Origin of the sequence: Rhodococcus sp. NPDC058505 (assembly GCF_042720095.1) — a bacterium.
Classification (GTDB): domain Bacteria; phylum Actinomycetota; class Actinomycetes; order Mycobacteriales; family Mycobacteriaceae; genus Rhodococcus_G.
In genome coordinates this window covers 22,374-44,904 of record NZ_JBHXNB010000025.1, presented here as the reverse complement: position 1 = coordinate 44,904, position 22,531 = coordinate 22,374, and the positions used below count along the sequence as shown (strand labels likewise).

General features: G+C 71.0%; 17 protein-coding genes. 1 reads left to right on the top strand and 16 read right to left on the bottom strand.

All coding sequences use genetic code 11. The features are described from left to right. Window positions 1–2 precede the first annotated feature (2 nt). From ACFWPA_RS16920 to ACFWPA_RS16885, 8 genes are all read right to left on the bottom strand, one after another. Window positions 3–575, bottom strand: a complete 573-nt coding sequence (locus tag ACFWPA_RS16920; RefSeq protein WP_378571091.1) for a pentapeptide repeat-containing protein — start codon at window positions 573–575, stop codon at window positions 3–5. Between the two features lie 101 nt (window positions 576–676). Beyond that, window positions 677–1,789, bottom strand: a complete 1,113-nt coding sequence (locus ACFWPA_RS16915) for an NDMA-dependent alcohol dehydrogenase (protein ID WP_378508111.1) — start codon at window positions 1,787–1,789, stop codon at window positions 677–679. Window positions 1,790–1,844: 55 nt separating this feature from the next. Continuing rightward, a complete protein-coding gene (locus ACFWPA_RS16910) occupies window positions 1,845–3,347 on the bottom strand; it encodes an aldehyde dehydrogenase family protein (protein WP_378571089.1) in 1,503 nt (500 codons plus the stop codon). A gap of 134 nt (window positions 3,348–3,481) precedes the next feature. Next, window positions 3,482–5,146 (bottom strand): sigma-54-dependent Fis family transcriptional regulator, encoded by a 1,665-nt coding sequence (locus ACFWPA_RS16905; protein WP_378571087.1) that lies wholly within the window; start codon window positions 5,144–5,146, stop codon window positions 3,482–3,484. Window positions 5,147–5,155: 9 nt separating this feature from the next. Continuing rightward, the gene (locus ACFWPA_RS16900) at window positions 5,156–6,835 is read right to left on the bottom strand and encodes an AMP-binding protein (RefSeq protein ID WP_378571085.1); all 1,680 of its coding nucleotides are present in this window, start codon (window positions 6,833–6,835) and stop codon (window positions 5,156–5,158) included. Window positions 6,836–6,983: 148 nt separating this feature from the next. Beyond that, window positions 6,984–8,354 carry an MFS transporter gene (locus ACFWPA_RS16895; protein ID WP_378571083.1) on the bottom strand — a complete coding sequence of 457 codons (1,371 nt, stop codon included), beginning with the start codon at window positions 8,352–8,354 and terminating at the stop codon, window positions 6,984–6,986. A gap of 127 nt (window positions 8,355–8,481) precedes the next feature. Then, window positions 8,482–8,976, bottom strand: coding sequence for a hypothetical protein (locus tag ACFWPA_RS16890; RefSeq protein ID WP_378508116.1), 495 nt, complete (start codon window positions 8,974–8,976; stop codon window positions 8,482–8,484). A gap of 129 nt (window positions 8,977–9,105) precedes the next feature. After that, window positions 9,106–10,158, bottom strand: a complete 1,053-nt coding sequence (locus ACFWPA_RS16885; RefSeq protein WP_378571081.1) for a YeiH family protein — start codon at window positions 10,156–10,158, stop codon at window positions 9,106–9,108. 103 nt (window positions 10,159–10,261) lie between these two features. Here ACFWPA_RS16885 and ACFWPA_RS16880 point away from each other — a divergent pair, with 103 nt between their 5' ends. Then, window positions 10,262–11,152: a LysR family transcriptional regulator gene (locus ACFWPA_RS16880; RefSeq protein WP_378571079.1), complete on the top strand. Its 891-nt coding sequence runs from the start codon at window positions 10,262–10,264 to the stop codon at window positions 11,150–11,152. Window positions 11,153–11,167: 15 nt separating this feature from the next. On the opposite strand, the gene ACFWPA_RS16875 is transcribed toward ACFWPA_RS16880, so the two are convergent. The 8 genes from ACFWPA_RS16875 to ACFWPA_RS16840 form a co-directional block, all read right to left on the bottom strand. Then, window positions 11,168–11,716, bottom strand: a complete 549-nt coding sequence (locus ACFWPA_RS16875) for a DUF779 domain-containing protein (protein ID WP_378571077.1) — start codon at window positions 11,714–11,716, stop codon at window positions 11,168–11,170. A 148-nt stretch (window positions 11,717–11,864) separates the two neighbouring features. Beyond that, the gene (adh, locus tag ACFWPA_RS16870) at window positions 11,865–13,388 is read right to left on the bottom strand and encodes an aldehyde dehydrogenase (protein WP_378571075.1); all 1,524 of its coding nucleotides are present in this window, start codon (window positions 13,386–13,388) and stop codon (window positions 11,865–11,867) included. A gap of 103 nt (window positions 13,389–13,491) precedes the next feature. Next, entirely contained in the window at window positions 13,492–14,841 is a 1,350-nt protein-coding gene (locus ACFWPA_RS16865; RefSeq protein WP_378571073.1) for a transcriptional regulator, read from the bottom strand. Between the two features lie 81 nt (window positions 14,842–14,922). Further along, complete coding sequence (gene mftG, locus ACFWPA_RS16860) at window positions 14,923–16,365, bottom strand: mycofactocin system GMC family oxidoreductase MftG (RefSeq protein ID WP_378571071.1); 1,443 nt, start codon at window positions 16,363–16,365, stop codon at window positions 14,923–14,925. Window positions 16,366–16,458: 93 nt separating this feature from the next. Next, window positions 16,459–17,856: a mycofactocin biosynthesis glycosyltransferase MftF gene (gene mftF / locus ACFWPA_RS16855; protein ID WP_378571069.1), complete on the bottom strand. Its 1,398-nt coding sequence runs from the start codon at window positions 17,854–17,856 to the stop codon at window positions 16,459–16,461. A gap of 25 nt (window positions 17,857–17,881) precedes the next feature. Continuing rightward, complete coding sequence (gene mftE, locus ACFWPA_RS16850; protein ID WP_378571067.1) at window positions 17,882–18,568, bottom strand: mycofactocin biosynthesis peptidyl-dipeptidase MftE; 687 nt, start codon at window positions 18,566–18,568, stop codon at window positions 17,882–17,884. A gap of 70 nt (window positions 18,569–18,638) precedes the next feature. Then, the gene (locus ACFWPA_RS16845; RefSeq protein ID WP_378571064.1) at window positions 18,639–20,588 is read right to left on the bottom strand and encodes a mycofactocin system FadH/OYE family oxidoreductase 2; all 1,950 of its coding nucleotides are present in this window, start codon (window positions 20,586–20,588) and stop codon (window positions 18,639–18,641) included. After that, a complete protein-coding gene (locus tag ACFWPA_RS16840) occupies window positions 20,585–22,525 on the bottom strand; it encodes a mycofactocin system FadH/OYE family oxidoreductase 1 (RefSeq protein WP_378571111.1) in 1,941 nt (646 codons plus the stop codon). Before ACFWPA_RS16840 ends, ACFWPA_RS16845 begins: the two co-directional genes overlap by 4 nt. Window positions 22,526–22,531 lie beyond the last annotated feature (6 nt).

The window sequence follows — 22,531 nt, the reverse complement described above, 5'->3', positions numbered from 1 at the left end:
CGTCAGTCCGCGGTGGTGCCGTCCGGCAGGACGGCGTCGGTCAGGTCCGCACCCGTCAGGTCGGTCGCGTCGAGGACCGCCCCGGTCAGGTTGACCTTCCCCAGGTAGGCGCCGGTCAGGATGACGCCGGTCAGGTCGGCATCGCCGAGGTAGGCGCCGGTCAGATAGGCGTCGGACAGGTCGGCACCGGCCAGGTCGGCGTGCCCGAGGTAGGTCGACGTCAGATACGCCATCGTCAGGTCGGCGTCCCGGAGTCGGGACCGGGTGAGGTACGCGCCGGTGAGGTTGGCGTCGTGCGCCCGCACGCCGCTGAGATCGGCTCGCGTCAGGTCGGCACCGACGAGGTCCGCGGAGACGAGACGCGCGCCCGCCAGGGTGGCGTCGACGAGGACGGCCCCCGACAGGTCCGCGCCGGTGAGGTCGACCCCCGCCAGGTTCGCGCCGGCCAGCATCGCGCCTGCGAGGTCCGCATCGCCCAGGTCGACCGCTCCGTCGTCGCTGGACCGATACGCATTCCATGCGGCCACGTCCGTGCCGAGCAGGTCGATTGGACTGGTTCGCGCTGCCGACGTCATCGCACCTCCGAATGGGCATTCTGGTTGACGGCGTCAACCTAACAGCCCCACGCACGGCGCCGCACGACCGATGACCGGCCGTGCGGCGCCGCCCGCCCGGGTCAGGAACCGTGGACGATCACGCCGCGAATGTTCTTGCCGTTCCGCAGGTCCTCGTAGCCCTGGTTGACGTCCTCGAGGCGGTACCTGGTGGTGACGAGCTCGTCGAGCTTCAACTGCCCGGCGTCGTAGAGGCGCAGCAGCTTGACGATGTCGTACTGCGGATTCATCGAACCGAACAGCGAACCCTTGATCGTCTTCTGGTTCAGGGTCAGGTCGCAGCCCGACACGTGGACGGTCAGCTTCTCCGGGTTCGCCAGGCCGGTGATGACGACGGTTCCGCCCTTGCCGACCACCGCGGTCGCCGCGCCGACGACCTCCTCGTCCACCGTGCCGACCAGGATCAGGGCGGCGTCCGCGCCCTGCCCCCAGGTCAGCTCCGACACCTTCGCTGCGGCGGAGGCGGCGTCCGGGAAGGCATGGGTGGCACCGAATTTCAGCGCGGTCTCCCGCTTAAGCGGTACCGGATCCACCGCGACCACGTACTTGCACCCCGCGCTCACCGCACCCTGGATGGCGTTGATGCCGAGACCGCCGACCCCGTAGACGACGGCGGTGTCCCCGGCCCGCAGGTTGCCGGCGTTGACCGCGGTCCCCCACCCGGACGGGACGCCGCAGCCGACGAGGACGGCCGTCTCCAGCGGCAGCCAGTCGTCGACCTTGACCACCGAATGCTGGGAGATGGTGGCGCGCTCGGCGAAGGTGCCGAGCATGCACATGGCACCGAAATCCATTCCCCTGCCGTGGAATCGGAACGAACCGTCCGGCATCGACCCTTCGAGGATGGTGGCGCCCATGTCGCACAGGTTCTGGCGGCCGGTCGAGCAGTAGCGGCAGGTACCGCAGTTCGGGATGAAGCTGCACACCACGTGATCGCCGGGCTTGACCTTGGTGACGCCGGGACCGACCTCCTCGACGATCCCGGAGCCCTCGTGGCCGCCGACGATCGGGTACCGCGGCGGCAGGTCACCGTCGGTGAGATGCAGGTCCGAATGGCACAGGCCCGCCGCGGTGTACTTGATCAGCACCTCACCGGGGCCGGGACCGTCCAGATCGAGTTCCATGATCTCGAACGGCCTGCCCGCCTCGAGCAGGACTGCTGCGGTGGTCTTCATCTGATTCTCCTTCTGCGAGCGAACCGGTCGGGGGCGGGAGGGTCGGGTCGTACTGTCACAGTGCGACGTTGACGGACTTGGTGGTCGTGTAGGCGTCGAGTCCGGCGGCGCCGAGTTCGCGTCCCCACCCGGACTGCTTGTAGCCGCCGAACGGCATCGCGGTGTCGAAGCCGTTGTACTGGTTGATCCACACCGAGCCGGCCTTGATCTGCCGCGCGGTGCGGTGTGCCCTGGAGATGTCCCTGGTCCAGATGCCCGCCGCGAGCCCGTAGATCGAGTCGTTGGCCGCGGCCGCGACCCCGTCCTCGGCGTTGAACGGGAGCGCAGCGACGACGGGGCCGAAGATCTCCTCGCGGACGATGGAGAACTCGGGCTTGACGTCGACGAAGACGGTGGGTTCGACGAAGTAGCCGGTCTCGCCCCACCGCTTGCCGCCGGTGAGCGCGCGGGCCCCGTCCGCGAGGCCCGCCGCGAGGTAGCCGGTGACCTTGTCAAACTGTTCCTGCGACACCAGCGGTCCGAGTTGGGTGGTCGGGTCGAGGCCGGGACCGATCGTCACCCGACTGGCCGCGTCCGCGACCGCCTGGGTGAACTCCTCGAAGATGGTGTCCTCCACGAACAGTCGGGTTCCTGCGACGCAGCACTGGCCGTGGTTGAACAGCCAGGCGTTCAGCGAACCCTGCACCGCCGCATCGAAGTCCGCGTCGGCAAACACGATGTTCGGGCTCTTGCCACCGAGTTCGAGGGTCACCTTCTTCAGGTTGCCTCTCGACGCGTCGACGATCTTCTTGCCGACCTCCGTCGACCCGGTGAACGCGACCTTGTCGACATCGTCGTGCGCGGCCAGCGCCGCGCCCGCATCACCGAAGCCGCTGACGATGTTCACCACACCGGGCGGGAACCCGGCCTCCTGGAACACCTCGCCGAGCAGCAGCGCCGTCAGCGGTGTCTGCTCCGCAGGCTTGAGGATCACCGTGTTGCCCGCGGCGAGTGCGGGCGCCAACTTCCACGATGCCATCAGCAGCGGAAAGTTCCACGGCACGATCAGTCCACACACCCCGACCGGCTCCCGCAGGGTGTACGCATGGAACTGCGCGTCGGGGGCGAACGGCATCGACACGTTGACCGTGCTGCCCTCGATCTTGGTGGCCCACCCGGCGTAGTACCGGAACACGTCGGCCGCCCATGCCATGTCGACGGCGGTCGCGATCGCGGCGGACTTGCCGTTGTCGAGGGCCTCGAGCTGCCCGAACTCCTCGGCCCGTTCGGTGAGAATGTCACCCACCCGCCAGATCAACCGTTCGCGCTCATTGGGTTTCATGGACGCCCACGGGCCCTCATCGAAGGCCCGACGGGCCGCCCGCACCGCCCGGTCGACGTCCTCGGCCTGCCCGTGCGCGACCTCGGTGAGCGGATTCCCGGTCGCCGGGTCGTTGGTGGCGAACGTACGGCCCGAGGCCGCCTCGATCCATTCTCCTCCGATCAGGAGCCTTTTCGGGCCGCCTGCGAGGAAGTCCCGTACCCGGGCGGCGAGGGGGTGGTCGGCGATCGCGGTCATCGGAGCTCCTTCGGTGCGAGGGGGTCGAGCTGCCCGCGGTGCGGGCCGTTCGGACGGAAACGATGTGCCGCAAACCACATTTCCCTGTCCGGACGGCCCGCAACTGTCCGGGCTTCGGACAGTCGGCGCCCGCGTCAGGTGGTGATCTCGAGGGCGCGCATCCGGGTGTAGAGGGTGCTCCGGCTGATCCCGAGCTGGGCGGCCGCGTGCACCTTGTTTCCGCTGCACTCGGCGAGGGCGTCGACGATCGCCTGCCGCTCGGCGCGCTCGCGCCCACCGAGTCGGGATACCCGGCCGGATGACCGGTACTGCTCCGGCAGGTCCGACAACGTGATTCGGCCACCGGAACGCGGCATCCGGTCCGCTGCCGCGGTCAGCACGACCCTCAACTCGGCGAGGTTCCCCGGCCACGGCGCCGCGCCGAGGGCGGCGAGCGCCGAGGCCGTCAGCTGGCTCCCTGACGCGATCCCGGCGAGCATCGACCGGGCGATGTCCGGCACCTCGGCGCGGCGGTTCCGTAACGGCGGCAGTGTGATCCGTTCGGGACAACGCGCAATCAGGGCGGCCACCGGGCGGGGCAGGTCGGCGTCGGGGCAGGCGGTGACGACCACCCGGGGCCCGGTCCCGGTGAGGGCGTCCGCGACCAGCGGGTGCGCCGACTCCGGCAGCAACTGCACCTGCTCGATCACCACCGGTGTGCCTGCCTGCAGGCACCGGGCGAGGCCAGCGATCCAGGACTCGGCGCCCTGCACCGCGATCCGCGACGCGTCGAACCACCGCGCATCCCCGGAGCCGAGCACGTCGCGGGCGGCGGAGGTGCGGCCCGACCCCGGTTCACCCAGGATCGCCACCGGAACGTCGCGTCTGCGGGCCCGCTCCAGCTCGGAGCGAATACGACCGCCCGCCGTCGGTGTCGCGGTCCGTGGCACCGGGATCGTGTCACGGTGCACCGGCTCCACCTGAAACAGCGTCCCGCCGTCGGCTCCGGCGATCCGCTCCACCCGCACCGACACCGCCTCCCCCGACGCGAGTTCGACACGGGCCGTACGGGACTGATCCGGTCTCAGGTCCGCCGCCAGTCCCCGCAGGGCGGCGTGGTCGGCGGCGTCGAGCATCTCCTGCGCCGCGTGGTTGGACAGCAGCAGGTCGTCGGCGACCGCGGCGACCGCGACCTGCCGCTGCGGCGAGACCCGTTGGAAGGCGTCGACCAGCCTGCGCTGCGAGGCGCGGGCCCCCTCGAGCAGCCGGTGCTCGATGTCGCCCGCCGCGCGTTGCAGGAACGGCGCGAACAGCGAATTCACCTGCGGCCCGATACACGTCAGGTCGAGAATGCCCTCGACCCTCCTGGTCACCGGGTGGATGATGGGGTGCCCGTAGCAGCTGAGGTTCTTGAACTGCTCCAGGTAGTGCTCCGGCCCGTTGACCACGACGCCGCGGCGCACCTCCAGCGGTGTGCCGAGCGCGTTGGTGCCGGCATGATCCTCACCGAATCGGGACCCGACGGTCACCCCCAGCAGTTCCAGCTGGCGCTCGACGGCGGGATTGTCGAAGACCCGGGCCACGATCCGGCAGCCCGGGTCGGCAAGCAGCACGCACAGTTCGGTGCCCGCGATCTGCACCCCGATCTCGTCGAGGACGGGACGCGCCGCCCGCAGCAGCCGTGACGCCGGGTCGACGTCCCCGGACGGACGCGCGTCGAAGCTTCCTGCCGGGTCGACACCACTGAGTTCCGATCGCTTCCACGACAGGGCGATCTCCGGGCGAATCACCGGACCACCGCACCCACCGACGCCACCCATGCCGGGCCCCTACGTCCGCCCGATCAGGCGGACGGACATTTCCCGCATCTCGATCTTGCGCACCTTGCCGGTGACGGTCATCGGGAATTCGTCGACGACGTGGACGTACCGCGGAATCTTGTAGTGCGCGAGCTGCCCGGTGCAGTAGGCGCGCAGGGTGTCCGCGTCGAGGGGGGTTGCGCCGTCCCGCATCCGCACCCACACCATCAGTTCCTCGCCGTACTTGATGTCCGGGACCCCGATCACCTGCGCGTCGAGGACGTCGGGGTGGGTGTAGAGAAACTCCTCGATCTCGCGGGGATAGATGTTCTCACCGCCGCGGATCACCATGTCCTTGATCCGTCCGGTGATCGCGACGTACCCGTCGGGGTCCATCACCCCGACGTCGCCCGTGTGCATCCACCGGGCACTGTCAATCGCCTCGGCACTCTTCTCCGGGTCGTTCCAGTACCCGAGCATCACCGAGTACCCGCGGGTGCACAGCTCACCGGGCTCACCCCGGGCCGCCGTCAATCCCGTTGCCGGGTCGACGATCTTCACCTCGAGGTGCGGTCCGACCCGGCCGACCGTGGACACCCGCTGGTCGACGGTGTCGTCGGCGCGGGTCTGCAGCGACACCGGCGAGGTCTCGGTCATCCCGTAGCAGATGGATACCTCGGTCATGCCCATCCGTTCCATCACCTGCTTCATCACCTCGACCGGGCACGGCGAGCCCGCCATGATGCCGGTGCGCAGGCTGGATAGGTTGTAGTCGGCGAAGCCGGGGTCGGCGAGTTCCGCGATGAACATCGTCGGCACCCCGTACAGCGACGTGCAACGCTCGGCCTGCACCGCGGCGAGCGTCGCCGCCGGGTCGAAGGCGGGCGCCGGGATCACCATCGCCGCACCGTGACTGGTGCAGGCGAGGTTGCCCATCACCATCCCGAAGCAGTGATAGAACGGCACCGGGATGCACACTCGGTCCAGTTCGGTGTAGTGGCAGAGCTCGCCGACGAAGTAGCCATTGTTCAGGATGTTGTGGTGACTGAGTGTCGCACCCTTCGGGAAACCCGTTGTCCCCGAGGTGTACTGAATGTTGATGGGATCGTCCGCGGACAACCCGGCCTGGGCCGTCCGCAGTGTGGACGGGTCGGCGGCGTGCGACGCCCGGCCCTCGTCGAGCAGCGCCAGCCAGTCGGGACTGCCGAGCAGGATCACCGAGTCGAGGGCGGGGCAAGACGGCCGCACCTCCTCGATCATCGCCGCGTAGTCGGAGGTTCGGAACTGGGCCGCGGAGATCAGCATCACGATGCCCGCCTGTTCGAGGACGTACCGCAGTTCGTGCGCCCGGTAGGCGGGGTTGATGGTGACCAGGATCGCGCCGACCTTTGCCGTCGCGTACTGCACGATCGCCCATTCCGGGCAGTTCGGCGCCCAGATCCCCACCCGGTCACCCTTCGCGACCCCGCGGTCCAGCAGACCCGCCGCAATGGCGTCCACGTCGGCGGCGAACTGCGTGTACGTCCAGCGGCGACCGCCGGCGTGGTCGACGAGCGCGTCCCGGTCGCCGTGGGCGGCGACGGTCCGGTCCAGGTTGTCGCCGATGGTGTCCCCCAGCATCGGGGCGTCCCACACTCCCGACGCGTAACTGGGCAGCGTGGGTGAGCCCGACCCGTCCACTGCTGCGGCATCCGACACGGTCCCGGTCATTGCTGGTCCTCCTTCACGTCCGGCCACCGAGGCCGCCGGACGGGGTGCAATCGAAACTACTCGCATGGGTGTGATCCACGACATAGTCCGTCGGATCGGCTGCCGGCAACTGTCCGAGAACAGGACATCCGACCCGACGGACGTCGTCCTACAGCGCCAGGTCCTTGGTCTCGACCAGCGCACGGGTGCAGACGAAACTGAGCACCGCCAGCGCGGCAAGCAGCACACCGATCGCGATGCCCCCGAACGAGGCCGCGAGCGGCGCCGCGAGCAGCGGCGGGATCGCGCCGCCGAGCACCCCCGCCAGGTTGTAGCCGAGCCCGGCGCCGGTGTAGCGGTAGCGGGTCGCGAACATCTCCGGGAGCAGCGCTCCGCACGGACCATAGGCGATCCCGAAGATCGCGAGGGTTCCGAACATGCCGATCGCGAACGCCGCCGGGCTGCCCGAGTCGAGGATCGGGAACAGCGCCAACGCCCAGACGAACGCGGCGACACAGGACGCCATGATCACCCTGCGGCGGCCGATCCGATCGGAGTACAGGGCGGACACCACGATGGCGGCGCCGAATACGACCGCCGATGCGATGCCGACCGACAGCACGAACGGTCGCGAGAAGCCGAGGGTCGTTGTGCCGTAACTGGTGAGGAACGCGGTGCCCATGTAGAAGAACGCAAACAGGGTGGCAAGGGCGCCCGCGGACAGCAGGATCTCCTTGCTCTGATGCCGCCAGGCGTCGGCGAACGGTAGCCGGGCGCTCGATGTGTCGACCCGGTTGGCCTGGTTGGCCTGGTTGGCCCGGAACACCGGCGTCTCCTCGATCGCGAGCCGCATGTACAGGCCAATGCCGACGAGCACGATCGAGAAGAGGAACGGCACCCGCCAGCCCCAGGTCAGGAACGCCTCGTTGGTGTCGCCGAGCACCGCACCGGTGGCGAGGAACGTCCCCGACGAGAGGATGAACGCGATTGCGGGGCCCAGTTGCGGGAACATCGCGTACAGGCCGCGTTTGCCGGGCGGCGCGTACTCGGCGGTGAGCAGGGTCGCGCCCGCCCATTCGCCGCCGACGGCGAACCCCTGCGCGAAGCGCAGCAGCACCAGAATCACCGGGGCCGCGACACCGATCGTCGCCGCGCTGGGCAGCACGCCGATCAGCAGCGTGGAGATGCCCATCAACAGCAGGGTGGAAACCAGGGTCTTCTTGCGCCCGATCCGGTCACCGTAGTGCCCGAACAGCATGGCACCGACCGGCCGCGCGACGAACGCGACCGCGAAGGTGGCGAACGAGGCCACGGTTCCCGCGGTGGATCCGAGCGCGGGGAAGAACACGGTCGGGAAGACGAGTGCCGCTGCCGTCCCGTAGATGAAGAAGTCGTAGAACTCGATGGTCGTGCCGATGCAGCTGGCGACCGCCACCCGGCGCACGCTCGTCCGCGTCGCGGGCGCGGTCGCGGGCTTCGCAGGAGGTGCCGGGTCGGCGGACACTCCCGGGGGTGCCGGGTCGGACGAGACTGTGGTCATGGGCCCTCTTCTCGCGGTGCGGGGTCCCCGGCTCAGATCGCCGGGGTTGCGAGAAAGGTAGTGACGCGGCTCACCCCCGAACCACCCCCGAAAGGGGGGAGGGGTGAGCCGCGTCACACGGTCTAGGTCAGCGGCCCGCTGCGCTGAGGATCTCCGTGCGCAGCTCCGACCACACGACCGCGTACGCGCCAGCGTCGGCGACGGTGTCGGCGAGCAGTTCCTGGTAGCGCGCGAGCCGCGGCACGTAGGCGGAGACGTCGTCGAACACGTCGGCGGCGCGGCGGTCCAGGTCCGCGAGCTTGTCGGGGTCGCCGCTCGCGTCGGAGAACTCGGCGTCCAGCGGCTCGAACCGCTCGACGACCTCCGCGAACAGGAACTCGTCGATCGACACCCGTTCGGCGTCGAGCTGGGTGTCGAGCTCGGTGACTCCCTCCGCGGTGAGGGTGACCGAGCCTGCGTCGTCGGCGACGGCCCGGCCCATCTCGACCAGGGCGGTGAGCGCTGCCTGCGCGGAGGACTCCCCCACCCCAAGCTGCACGGCGAGCACCGGCGGCGTCACCGCGCCCTTGAGCCGCACCGACTGCAGTAGGGCCAGCTCATCCACGTTGCCTGCGAAGGCCATTGCGCATCTCCTCTGTCGTGTCGCCGCGCGTTCGCCGCGGCGGTGGGGCTTCATCATCTCGCGTCCCGGCGCGGCGGCGGCAGCTACCCGACCCGACCCCGGGGCTACAGCCCGGTGAGGAAGCCGTCGTCACGCCACCACCAGCACACCGATCAGCGCGACGACGGCGACCCACACCGTGGACAGCGCGGCGAGAACGACCGGGCGCGGGCCCATCGACCTGAGCAGGCTCAGCCGAACGCCGAGGCCGAGCGCGAACATCGCGGCGGCCAGCAGCGCGGTCTGCACCGGCCCGGCGATGTCGAGGACCTGCTGCGGGAGCAGTCCGGTCGAGCGCAGTGTCACGCATGCGAGGAAGCCGACGACGAACATCGGCACCAGCGGCGGCTGCGTTCCTTCGCCCCTCGCCATTCGACCGCCGGTGACCATTCGACGCTGCCGGGCTCCGAGATACGCCATGACCGGCGCGAGCATCAGGACCCGGGCCAGCTTGACGACGGTCGCGACGGCGAGCGCGCCACCGCCGATGACGCCGCCCGCGGCGACGACCTGCGCGACTTCGTGGATCGACGCGCCCGCCCACATCCCGGACTGCCGGTCGGTGAGCCCGAGCATCCGCGCGAGGAGGGGGATCGCCGGGATCATCACGGTCCCGAAGACCGCAACGAGCGCCACCGCGGTGAGCAGTTCCTCCTCCTTCGCGTTGACGACGCCGTCGGTCGCGGCGACCGCCGCGGCACCACAGATCGAGAAGCCGCACGCGATCAGGATCCGCTGCGTCCACGACAACCCGAGCAGCGCACCCACCCACATCGTGCCCGCGATGCCGGCGGCGACGACCGCCACCACGACCGCGATCACCCCCCAGCCAAGGTCGGCCACGTCGCTGAACATCAGTTGCAGGCCGAGCAGGGCCACCCCCACCCGGAGGAGTCGCTTCGCGGAGAAGTCGAGGCCGGGACGAATCCTGGCGGGCAGCGCCACCAGGTTCGCCAGCAGGGCACCCGCCACGATCGCGATGAGGAGGGGGCTGACCGCGGGGATCAGCCGGCCGATGCCCATCGCGAGCGCGGCACCGAACGCGCACACCGCGACGCCGACGACCGTGCCAACGGCGCGGGACCGGGGTTTCGCCGAGGGGACGGCGGGCGGGGTGGGGGGTGCACCGACATCGCTGGACATGCCATGAACACTGGCGCACGCCAGGTCGTTCCGGTAGCCCTCGATCCGCCATGGCTACATATCACTTCGATATGGGAGCCCACTCTGGGCATACACTTCCGATATGCAGATGCGGTGGCCCGACCTGGACGTCCTGGAACTGCTGGTTGGCGTCGACGATCACGGGAGCCTCAGCGCGGCAGCAAAAGTAGCTGGCGTCGCGCAACCGAACGCGAGCCGGGCGATGAAGCGTCTCGAGGCGCAGGTTGGCGCGCCGCTCCTGCTCCGCAGGCCGACCGGTTCCACGCTGACCGCGGAGGGCACCGTGCTCGCGCACTGGTCGAGGAAGGTGCTCGCCGACGCGAGGCACCTGATCGACGTCGCGGCGGGCATGCGGGAGAGACGTGCCGCTGAACTGACGATCAGCGCGAGCATGACGGTGGCCGAACACCTGCTGCCCGGCTGGCTCGGCCGGTTCCGGCAGCAGAACCCGGACGTCACGGTGCACCTGCAGGTTCGCAACTCCACCCTGGTGTTCGACGACGTCATCGGCGGCGCCTGCGATGTCGGCTTCGTCGAGTCGCCAACGGTGCCCCGCGGACTGCACACCGTCGCGGTCGCCCGCGACCGACTGGTGGTCGTGGTCGACCCCGGACATCCGTTGGCCCGGCGCAGGAAGCCGCTCACGATCGGCGAACTCGCACGAACCCCCCTCGTGGTCCGGGAACCCGGATCGGGCACCCGCACCACCCTCGACGTCGCGCTACACGAATACGACCGCGCCGCACCACTTCTGGAACTCGGCAGCGCGGCAGCGATCCGGACGAGCGTGCTCGGCGGCGTCGGCCCCGCGGTGCTGAGCACCCTCGCTGTCGCCGACCAGGTGGCGGCCGGGGACCTCAAGGTCGTCGAGGTGGCGGAGCTGCACCTCGACCGGATCCTGCGCGCGGTGTGGCGCCCGCCCCGGCAACTGGAGGGACCCGGCGGCGATCTGGTGCGCATGGTCCGACGGTGACCCGCCGCCCAGCCGTCACGGACGGCGTTGGACGGGGCAGGCGTCGGCGGCCTCCGCGACGATCTGCGGGACGACCGCGGGCCCGGGTCGCCGTCCGGCCTCCCACTGCTGACCGGTGATCGGGTCGGCGACGGCAAGCATCCCGAGCTCCGCCGCGGCGAAGGCGCGTCCGCGGCTGAGGAAACGCAGCCCCTCGGGCGATTCGAGACTGAACCCGGAGCCCCGGCCGGGGACCGCGTCGATCACCAACTGGGTGTGCTTCCACAGCTCGAACTGCGGCCCGGAGATCCACACCGGTACCGCGTCGGCAGCGTCCGGCAGGTCCACCGCCCGCTCCCCCACCCGCAGCCGAAGGTCGAGCAGCCCGACGAGAATGTCCCGGTCCCCCACGATGAACTCCCCGACCGGATAGCACATCGGTGCGGAACCGTCGCAGCACCCGCCGGACTGGTGCATCATCACCCCGCCGTGCGCGGCGACCAGCAGGCGCAGCAGGTCCGCGGCCGCCTCGGTGGCGACGATCCTCGGCGGCGGGTCGGCCGCTGCCTTCGTCGTATCGACCATGGTGCGTTCCGTCCGTTCGTGTGGTGGGTCCCGGGAGCGGACTTCTGCTGTGCCCGTGCGGAAACGGAGGGTCGGCGCCCGCCGACGAGGGGGTATCGGCGGGCGCCGCGTCATTCCGCCGGCCGAGGGAGCCGGAGGAAGCGGGGCATCAGAAGAAGCCCTGCGCCTTGGGTGCGTAGCTCACCAACAGGTTCTTGGTCTGCTGGTAGTGGTCGAGCATCATGTGGTGGTTCTCGCGTCCGATGCCGGACTGCTTGTATCCGCCGAACGCCGCGTGCGCGGGGTACTGGTGGTACGTGTTCGTCCACACCCGACCGGCCTGGATGTCGCGACCGGCGCGGTAGGCGACGCCACCGTCCCGGGACCACACCCCGGCCCCGAGCCCGTACAGGGTGTCGTTGGCGATCGAGATGGCCTCGTCGTAGTCCTTGAACGAGGTCACCGACACCACCGGGCCGAAGATCTCCTCCTGGAAGATCCGCATCCTGTTGTTGCCGGTGAAGACGGTCGGCTGGATGTAGTAGCCACCGGACAGGTCGCCGCCGAGCTCGGCCCGCTCACCGCCGGTGATCAGCTTCGCCCCCTCGGACTTCCCGATCTCGATGTACGAGAGGATCTTCTCGAACTGGTCGTTGGACGCCTGCGCGCCGATCATCGTGTCGGTGTCGAGCGGGTCGCCCTGCCGGACGGCCTTGGTGCGGATCGCGGCCATCGCCAGGAACTCGTCGAAGATGTCCTCCTGGATCAGTGACCGGGACGGGCAGGTGCACACCTCGCCCTGGTTCAGGGCGAACATCGTGAACCCCTCCAGGGCCTTGTCCTGGTAGTCGTCGTTCGCGGCGAGCACGTCGGAAAAGAAGATGTTCGGGCTCTTGCCGCCGAGTTCGAGGGTGACCGGGATCAGGTTCTGCGAGGCGTACTGCATGATCAGCCTGCCGGTGGTGGTCTCGCCGGTGAAGGCGATCTTCTTGATCCGCGGGCTGGACGCGAGCGGCTTGCCCGCCTCGGTGCCGAACCCGTTGACGATGTTGACCACACCGGGCGGCAGCAGGTCCCCGATGAGGGAGAACAGGTAGAGGATCGACGCGGGGGTCTGCTCGGCCGGCTTGAGCACCACGGCGTTGCCCGCGGCCAGCGCGGGCGCCAACTTCCAGGTCGCCATCAGGATCGGGAAGTTCCACGGGATGATCTGCCCGACCACGCCGAGCGGCTCGTGGAAGTGGTAGGCAACCGTGTCACCGTTGATCTCCGACAGCGACCCCTCCTGCGCGCGGATGGCGCCAGCGAAGTAGCGGAAGTGGTCGACGGCGAGCGGAATGTCGGCGTTCAGCGTCTCGCGGATCGGCTTGCCGTTGTCCCAGGATTCGGCGAGCGCGATCGACTCGAGATTCTCCTCGATGCGGTCGGCGATCCGGTTCAGGATCACGGCCCGCTCGGCGACGGGGGTCTTGCCCCAGGCGGGAGCGGCGGCGTGGGCGGCGTCGAGCGCCAGGTCGACGTCCTCGGCGGTGCCGCGGGCGATCTCACAGAACGGCTGACCGGTGATCGGGGTGGTGTTCTCGAAGTACTGGCCCTTGACGGGGGCCACCCACTGCCCGCCGATGTAGTTCTCGTAGCGGGATTGGAAGGACATGAGCGCGTCGGGCGAACCCGGGCGGGCGTACACGGTCATCGTCGAACTCCTCTGCTGCGGTCGGTCCCGCGGTGTGATCCGGAACACTACGAGCGGAACACTATGAGCCGGGGGGTTGCAACGGGGTTGCGGTCGGGAGCCGTCACCCGCCCAGCTGTTCGTCGAGGATCGCGATCCTGGCCCTGACCTGGTCGTACATCGGTGACCGCGGATCGATCGAGGACAGGTACGCCGCCCAGGCCGCCGAGTCCCCGCGCCCGTCCGGGGTTGCCGTCCACCGCGCGAGCAGGGGTTGCTCGCCGGACCGCAACAGCGCCGCCTGCATGCGGGCCCGGACCTGTTCGCGGATCTCCTCGACGCCCGGCGCGTCCGACCCGGGCAGCACCGGGCCGCGGTACGCGGCGAGCGCCGCGGCCGCATCACCGGCCTCGAGGGCGCGGCGTACCTCGTCGACATCGGTGTCGAGATCGACGAGCAACCGATACGGGCGGGACCCGAGCCCGTCGGCCCCGAAGACCTTCCGCAGCCGCGACATCTCGGCGCGGATCGTGACGGCGTCGAGTTCGGCCTCGTCGAGCAGGACCGACAACTGGTCACCGGACAGCCCCTCGGCGTGCTGCGCGAGGAGCAGCAGGATCTCCGCGTGCCTGCGCGACAACGGAATACGATCGCCGCCGCGGATCAGTGTCGGTCGACCGGAACCGAGGACCGCCAGCCGGGGTGCTGCCGAACCCGGCGTCGCGAGGCCGGGCGCTTGCGCCCCGAGCAGCCGTGGCGAGTTCAGCAGGCGCAGCCGCAGCTCGGCCTCCGCCGCCGCGACCGTCGCCCGAACCAACGCAAGCACCTGCGGCTGCGCCACCTCGGGGCCGCCGGTGATGTCGATGGCGCCGAGGATCCGCCCACTCGTCGGGTCGTGCACCGGGGCCGCCGAACAGCTCCAGTCGTGGACGGCGGCGCTGAAGTGCTCGGCCCCGAAGATCTGCACGCACTGGTCGACCGCGAGGGCGGTGCCCGGCGCGTTGGTGCCGACGCGATCCTCGCTCCAGTCCGCGCCCTCGACGAAGTGCATCGCGACCGCGCGGTCCTTCGCCCCGGAATCCCCCTCGACCCACAGCAGCCGCCCGGCGGCATCGCTGATCGCGACCAGCAGCCCGGTGTCCGCGACGTCCTCGACCAGCAGCCTGCGGACCACCGGCCGCACCAACGCCATCGGGTGGGCGGCGCGGTAGCCGCCGAGTTCCACCCCGCCCAGCGGGTCTCCGTCGCCGACGGACCGCGGGTTCACGCCCCGGTCCCGGCTGCGCACCCACGAGTCGAACACCACCGGCCGGACCGACGCCCCGGCGCCGGGGCCACCGGTCCGGGTGTCGGCACCCTCGACGAACGAGCGGTGCGCGGCGGAGACCGTGCGGGCGAGTTCAGCGACATCGTCACCCGGCCGAACGGCCACCCAGGGGTTGCCGCGGGCACCGGCCCGTGCGGTAGTGGTCAAGGAGATTCCTCTCGGCGTCGTCCCACTACTGTAATGCCAGTCACACCGGCACGGCCGTCGCTCCGACACCGGATCTGCTGGTCAGACGTCCAGCAGCGCGATGAACTCCGCGACCCGTTCCCCGATCATCACCGTCGTCGCGTGCGGGCCGCGGGACGGGAGGGACGGCATCACCGAGCCGTCCGCGATCCACAGCCCGTCGACGCCGTGCACCCGGCAGCGGTCGTCGACGACGGCGTCCGGATCGTCGGGCGGACCGATCGAGCAGCTGCCCGACAGGTGCATCGAGGTGCCGAAGGTCGCGGACGCATCGGTCAGGCTTCGTGGGTCGAGCAGCCCGGTGAACGCCGGACCGCGGAGCAGATCCTCGGCGAGCGAGACTCCCGCGCGCAGCGCCGCCCGGTCCGCGGCCGCCTCCACGTATCGGTACCGCACCAGCGGCGGGGCGGCGGGGTCGGCGGCCGTCAGCACGATCTCACCGCGGCTGCGCGGGCGCATCAACGCCACCCCGATCCGGGCAAGCGGGTCGTCCACGCCGGGGATCGCCTCGCCGAACGTGGCGGTGTAGGGCCGCACCTCGACCGGCTCCCCGTCGAGCTCGGCCTCGAGGACCACCTCAAGGATCGCCCGGTCCGCACGGTGCGGCAGTGCGGCGGTCCTGCGGTAGCCGACGGTGACCTCGGGGTGGTCCTCGAACGTCCGACCGACGCCGGGGAGATCGACGCGCACCGGGATGTCGTGCGCCGAAAGTTGTTGTGCGGAGCCGACTCCGGAATGCATTAGCAGGTGCGGCGTTCCGACGGCACCCGCGCACAGCACCACCGTCGACGCCAGCAGCACCCGGCGAACGCCACCCGACTCGACCTCGACGCCGGTGGCCCGGTGCCCGGACATCTCCACCCGCCGGGCGGCGGTGTCGGTGAGCACCCGCAGGTTCGGTCGGCCGGTGTGCGGGGCCAGGTAGGCGGTCGCGGTGCCGATCCGCAGACCGGCGCGCGCGTTGAGCGGCACCGGGCCTGCGCCGTCGGCGTCGGGTTCGTTCAGGTCCGCCCGGTAGCCGAAGCCCGCCCGGTCGGCGGCGTCGAGGAAGGCCGTACTGATCGGGTGCCGCTCGGCCGGAGCGGTTCTGGTGACGGGAACCGGACCCGTGTCACCGTGCCAGCGCCGGTCCCCGAACGGATCGGTCTCGAGCCGGCGAAAGTACGGCAACACCGACGCGTACGACCACGACGGCGGCCACCGCTCGAAGTCCGCTGCGGTGCCGCGAAGGAAGTAGCCGCCGTTGACGGCGCCGGACCCGCCGAGCATCCGGCCCCTCGCCAGCACCGTCTCCGGCGCGCCGTCCCGCAGCCGCGCCGGGTATTTCCCGACCACGTCGCTGTGCGCCCCGACCGGCAACACCCCGAGCGGGCCCGGCCCGACGACGCCCGGTCCCGCCTCGATCAGGATCACCGTGCGCTCGGGATTCTCGCTGAGCCGCGCGGCAACGACGCACCCCGCCGATCCGGCGCCAACCACGATCACGTCCGCCGCCAGCGGCTCCGCCGCCCGTGCGTGATTTTCACCCCCATCGGGGTGAAGATCACGCACAGTTCCGGGCACCGGATGCGCCGCTCGTCACCGGGTCAGGCGTGGCTTCAGTGCGGCGAGGCTGCGGTGGGTGACGGCACCGCGCCACAGCCCCGCCCCGTAGGCAAGGTCGTCGAGACGCTTGTAGGCAATGTGCCGAACCGGACCGAGCCCTTCCGGTTCGCGGTGCGTCCACCAGTCGGCGGCCCCCTCCGCCACCGCGACGGCCACCACCGCCCGGCGGACCCGCCGGGAACAGACGGCGGCGAGCACCGTGACCGGCCAGTAATGCCTGCACACCGCGGACGCGAGCTGCCACGCCCCGCCGGCCATCCCCTGGATCGCGAGCACCGTCGCGATCCGCGTCGGCCTGTCGAGTTCCCCGAAGGTCCGGCGCAGCCGGACCACCGTCGCCGCCTGGGTGACCGCGGCGGCGACCACCCCGAACCGGGTTCCGGTCGCCGCGAACACCCAGGCGACGAGGGTCCACCACGACATCGCCAGTGGCGGCACCAGCCCATGATGACGGGCCGCCAACGGTGCCGCACCCGTCCCGTAGAACATCTTGCGCCCGAACCATTTCCGGAACGACACCCGGTGGTCGTGCGCGACGTGGGAGATCGGCTCGTACCGCAACCGCCAGCCCGCGTCGTGCAGGCGCCAGCAGAGGTCAACATCCTCGGCGACGCGCATCGACTCGTCGAAACCACCGCACTCGTCCAGCGCGCGTCGGCGCACCAGCATCGCCGCGCTCGGCACGTACGACACCGCGCTCCCCGCCCGGACCGGCCCCTCCTTGCGCCCAAGGTCGAGCGAGGAGCGTGCGTGCTCGTAGCGCGCCAACGCTCCCCCCGCCGGTTCGAGTGCCACGATCCGCGGCGCGACCATCGCGACCGCGGGGTCGCTGAAGTGGCCGAGCATCGCCTCGAGCCAGCCGGTCCGGGGCACCACGTCGGAGTCCAGGAACGCAACGAACCCCGTTGTGGCCAGGGCCATCCCGGTGTTCCGCGCGGCGGCCGGTCCGCGCGCCTCGGAATGCCGCACCACAGTGATCTCCCCGCGCCCGCCCTGCACCGGGGGGGAGATCACCGGCTCCGCGGATCCGTCGTCGACGACGACGACGTTCAGCCCACGCAGGGCGGGGAGGAGCCGGTTGAGCCCGGCAATGTTGTCCCGGACCGGGACGACGACGGTGACGTCGTGGTTGGGCGGTGAGCTCATCGGCCGCGGGTTCGCGACCCCGGAGTCGAGCAGGTGCCGCGCGACCTCCGCCGACTGGGGATCGACGACCTTCAGGTAGCCGTCGCCGATCATCGCGGCCGCGGTGGGAGCCAGTTTGAGCATCCGGGTGGGGGACCCCCCAATCAGCACCCGTCCATCGGAGAACGTGCGCACCGTCGGATCGAGTCGCACACCGAATCCATCGGGTAGTCGAGCTTGGCGCATCAGGCGATCGTATTCGGATCTGCTCTCACCGCAACATCCCGTGCTCATCCGGCTGCCACCGCCCGGCCGCCGCGACCGCGCGGCCGCACATCTGATCGAACAGCAGTGCCCCCTCGACGGCATCGGCACCCGTCGGATCGCCGAGAATCCCGTTCGCGCTGACGGCGGCGACACCGCCGGCCCGCAGCCGCGGCATCAGCTCCGCGATCGGCCGTGGATCACCCGCCTCGACCCGGTCCATCCGCACCTCGTCCGGCGAAAGATGCAGCAACAGTGCGGTTTCGGTTCGCCCTGCGTGGGCGTCGGCGCCCGGTACCGCGCACGGCAGCCAGGCCGCGTCGCGGCCCTCGTACCGGAGCAGCGTCACCGCCTCCGCGAGCGCGGGTGCGTTGCCGCCGTGCCCGTTGACGAACAACACGCGCGGCGACCAGCGACACGCCGACCGTCCGTATTCGACGATCAGAGTGCGCAGCACCTCGGCACCCAGCGACACGGTCCCGGCGAACCCCTCGTGCTCGCCACTGGCGCCGTACGCGATCGCGGGTGCGAGCCGCAGGCCCGGCAATGCCCCGGCAACCGCCGACGCGATCCTGGTGTCGGTGTCGAGGGGAAGGTGCGGGCCGTGCTGTTCGAGCGACCCGACCGGGACCGCCAGCGCGGGCCTGCCGTCCGCGATCTCGGGCCAGGTGGCGTCGGCCAGGGAGGTGGGCATGCCTGCCAGGGTAGGCCGCGTCCTGCCGCCGCCTCCACCCCCGGCACACCGCCGCGTGCTGGCGGCCGGGTCAGAGGGAGAGAGCAACCCGATACCCCTCCCGGACCGCGGCGTCGGCACGACGGGGCGACAGCGCATCCCCGATCCGATACACCTCGAATCCGCTGCCGGACAGTTCTTTCCACAACTCGTCCACCGGACGCTGGTGCACCGCGCACACGACCGCGTCAAACTCGATCTGCTCCACCACACCGGTGGGGTGATGGAGCAGGTGCACGCGGATCCCCGTCCCGGTGTCGGCGATCCCGGTCGGGACGGTGTCGGTTCGTTCGACGACGCCCGCCGCGTGCGCGCGGCGCTGCCAGCCCTCCATGTCCAGGGTCAGTCCGAGGTCCTGTCCGACAATCATCCCCGGAGTCGCGATCGTGACCCCGGCACCGCGAGCGGCGAGTGTCTCGGCGACCGACGTGCCCTGATGGAATCCCAACTCGTCGAACACCAGGACCCGGCCTGCCGGGTGGACGCCGCCATCGAGAACGTCCCGCACGTCGACGACCCGGTCGCTGCCGCCCGACCACGCCGGACGCGACGGCCGGGCCCCCGTCGCGACGATCACCACCTCCGGGGCCAGCGCCAGCACCAGCGCGGCGTCGACGGCAACGCCGGTGCGCATCGTGACGCCGGATCGCAGGCACTCGCGTTCCAGATTCGCTGTCAACTCCCCGAACTCGGCTCGACCCGCGGCCGCCGCTGCGGTACGCACCTGCCCACCGAGACGGGGCGCGCGTTCGTACAGGGTGACGGCATGGCCGCGCTGGGCGGCGGTGGCGGCGGCCTGCAGCCCGGCGGGTCCGCCCCCGACCACGACCACCGCGCGGCCGCGGCGCCGCGGCATCGGCAGCGGCACCGATTCCCGTCCCGCCGCCGGGTTTTCGATGCAGCCGAGCCACCGGTTCAACCCGACCCTGCCGATGCACTCCTGATTGCATCCCAGGCACGCCCGAATGTCCTCGGGGTGCCCGGTCGCCGCCTTCACGGCGAAGTCGGGGTCCGCGATCTGGCCGCGCACCACACCGACCAGGTCGCACTGCCCCTCGGTCAGGGCCTGCTCGGCCTGGGCGGGACCGGTGAACCGCCCGACCCCCACGACGGGGAGGGACACGGCGCGGCGAATCGCGTTGGGAATGAAGAGGGCGTAGCCGTTCGGCACCGCCATCGACCCCTCGATCAGGTGCAGCGTCTCGGTGGCCATCCCGATGGATGTGTTCAGATAGTTCACCGCGCCGGTCGCCTCGATCATCGTCGCCACCGCGACCGCCTCGTCGAGATGGATGCCGTTCGCGATCGACTCCTCCCCGGTCAGTCGCACGCCGAGGACCAGGTCCGGTCCCAACGCCGCCCGGACCGCGGCGATCACCTCGAGCAGCAGTCGGGCCCGATGCGCGAGCGGCCCGCCGTAGCCGTCGGAACGCAGGTTCGTCTGCGGGGACAGGAACGCGCGCAGGATCGAGGACTGCGACGCTTGAATCTCGACGCCGTCGAATCCGCCAGCACGACAGTGGGTTGCGACACGCGCATAGCCGTCGACGAGGTCGGCGAGGTCGGCGGCGTCCACCTGTCGGGGGACCTCGCGGAACAGTGGATCGGGGACGGGGCTCGGCGCCAACAGCGGAAGGCCGGAGTACATTCCCGACCCCTGGCCACCGTTGTGGTTGAGCTGCGCGAGAATCACCGCCCCGTGCTCGTGGACGGCATCGGTGATCCGGCGGTATCCGGCGATCACCTCAGGGCGGTGACCGTGGATCACCTTCTCGTACGGCCAGTCGGTCGGATGGACGCACTGCTCCTCGGTGATGATCAGCCCGGCACCGCCCCGCGCCCGGGCTGCGTAGTAGTCGGCGTGCTGCCCGGTGGGCAGGCCATCGACGGCGGCGTTGGTCAGGTGTGCGGTGAACACCACCCGGTTGCGCACCGTCCGGGGGCCGAGGGTCAGCGGCGCCAGCAGCCTCGGGAAGCTCACCGCGCCCACCCGGACATCAGGCGCGCGGCGGCGCCGCGGCCCTCCCGGACCGCCTCGGCGATGGTGCGCGGTGCGACGCGGTCGCCGCACGACTGTGCGCCGCGCCGCTCGAGGTGCCTGCCCAGTGCCTCGTCGGGGACCCGGTGCCCACAGTCGACAATGACCGCCGCCCGGACCGTGCTCCGCTCCCCCGTGTGCACCTGTTCGAGTTCAACTGCGCCACCGACGATATCGACGATCCTGCTCCGCAGGTGGCGGGTCACCGCGGACCGCTGCAGCCTGCCGTTGGCGTCGGCGAGGTCGCCGGTGCGCCCGAGGCCGGTGCCGATCACCGGATCCGGGGTCGCGATCGCGACCGGGTGGCCGCCTGCCGCGAGATGCTCGGCCACCGCGACCCCCACCGGGCCACCGATCGGATCCCACACCAGCACCGCCCCGGTGACGGCGTGCGCGGCGTCCAGGACGTCCGGTGCGGTGCGCACCGGCACGCTGCCGTCCCCCGGCACCGGCCACGGCGCGGCGACACTGCCGGTGGCGAGCACCGTCGCATCGGCGTCCGTGACATCGGATTCGGTGATCTCGCGGCCCAGTTCGATGCGGACCCCGAGGCGGTGGCACTCGCGGGCGAGCCAGTCGGTGACCGTGGCCAGCCGCGTCAGGTTTCCGGTCGCGGCGCGGGCAACCATGCCGCCGAGCCGATCTCGGCGCTCGACCAGCCGGACCCGATTCCCGGCCGCGGCGAGCACCCGAGCCGCCTCCAGGCCTGCCGGACCACCACCGACGACCAGCACCTCCCGCGTCCCGGGGTGACGGTGCCCCTCGCCCGGTCCAACGGCGTGAGGGTGCCCTTCACCCGGGGTGGTGGGGTTGCCGATGCAGGTGACGATCGGGTTGCGGGGGTCGCGCACCAGGCAAGTCTGGTTGCACAGCACGCACGGACGAGGGGCCCGGCCGCCGCGGACGGCAGCGACCAGGTCGGGGTCGGCGATCTGCGCGCGGGTCATCTCGACCAGGTCGGCGACCCCGTCGCCGAGCGCGCTCTCCGCGGCCGCGGCGTCGATGACGCTGCCCTGCAGGACGATCGGAACGGTGGTGGCCGCCCGGATGCGGCGGGTCGGTTCCACGGTGAACATCGGCGGGGTGTGCGCGTCCGGCCGGTACCGGGTCGCGGTGGTCGGACCGCCGCGCACCACGGTGAGCAGGTCGATCGACTCACCGAGCGCGCCCACCTGGTCGACCGCGTCGTCGAGGGTGATCCCGCCCCATGACGTCAGTTCATCGCAGCTCAGCCGGAGGGCGAGGATCCGGCCAGCGCCGAGCACGGACCGGACCGCCGCGATCACCTCGTGCAGCAGGCGCGCGCGATCCTCACCGTAGCCGTCCCCCCTGAGGTTGGTGAGCGGCGAGAGGAACTGGCGCAGCAGGGCCGCCGGACCCGCGTCCAGCTCGACACCGTCCACGTCCGCCGCGACCGCCCGCGCCGCGGCGGCCGCGAAACCGGTGATCACCTCGCCGATCTCCCGGTCTCCCATCTCGGCGGGCAGCTCCCGGGTCACCACGTCCGCGACCGGGGAGGGACCCCACAGCACCGACTGCGAGTATGCGCTCGTCCCCTGCAGACCGGCGTGGCCGAGCCCGGCGAGGACCAGGGTTCCGTGCGGGCGGCAGGCGGTAACGATGTCACGCCAGCCGGATTCGGACTCCGCGGCCAGTGGTGCCCGCTCATACGGGTGGTCGTCGGCACGCACCGACGCCACCTCGGTGACGATCAGGCCGCACCCGCCGCGCGCCCTCGCCTCGTAGTAGTTCGTGTGCCGGGACGAGAACGCCCTCCCGACACCGAGGTTCGTCTCATGAGGACCGAAGACCACCCTGGAGGACGCGGTGCGCCCGGCCAGGGTGGTCGTCGAGGTCAGCAGGCCTGATCCGGTTGGCAGGTCAGG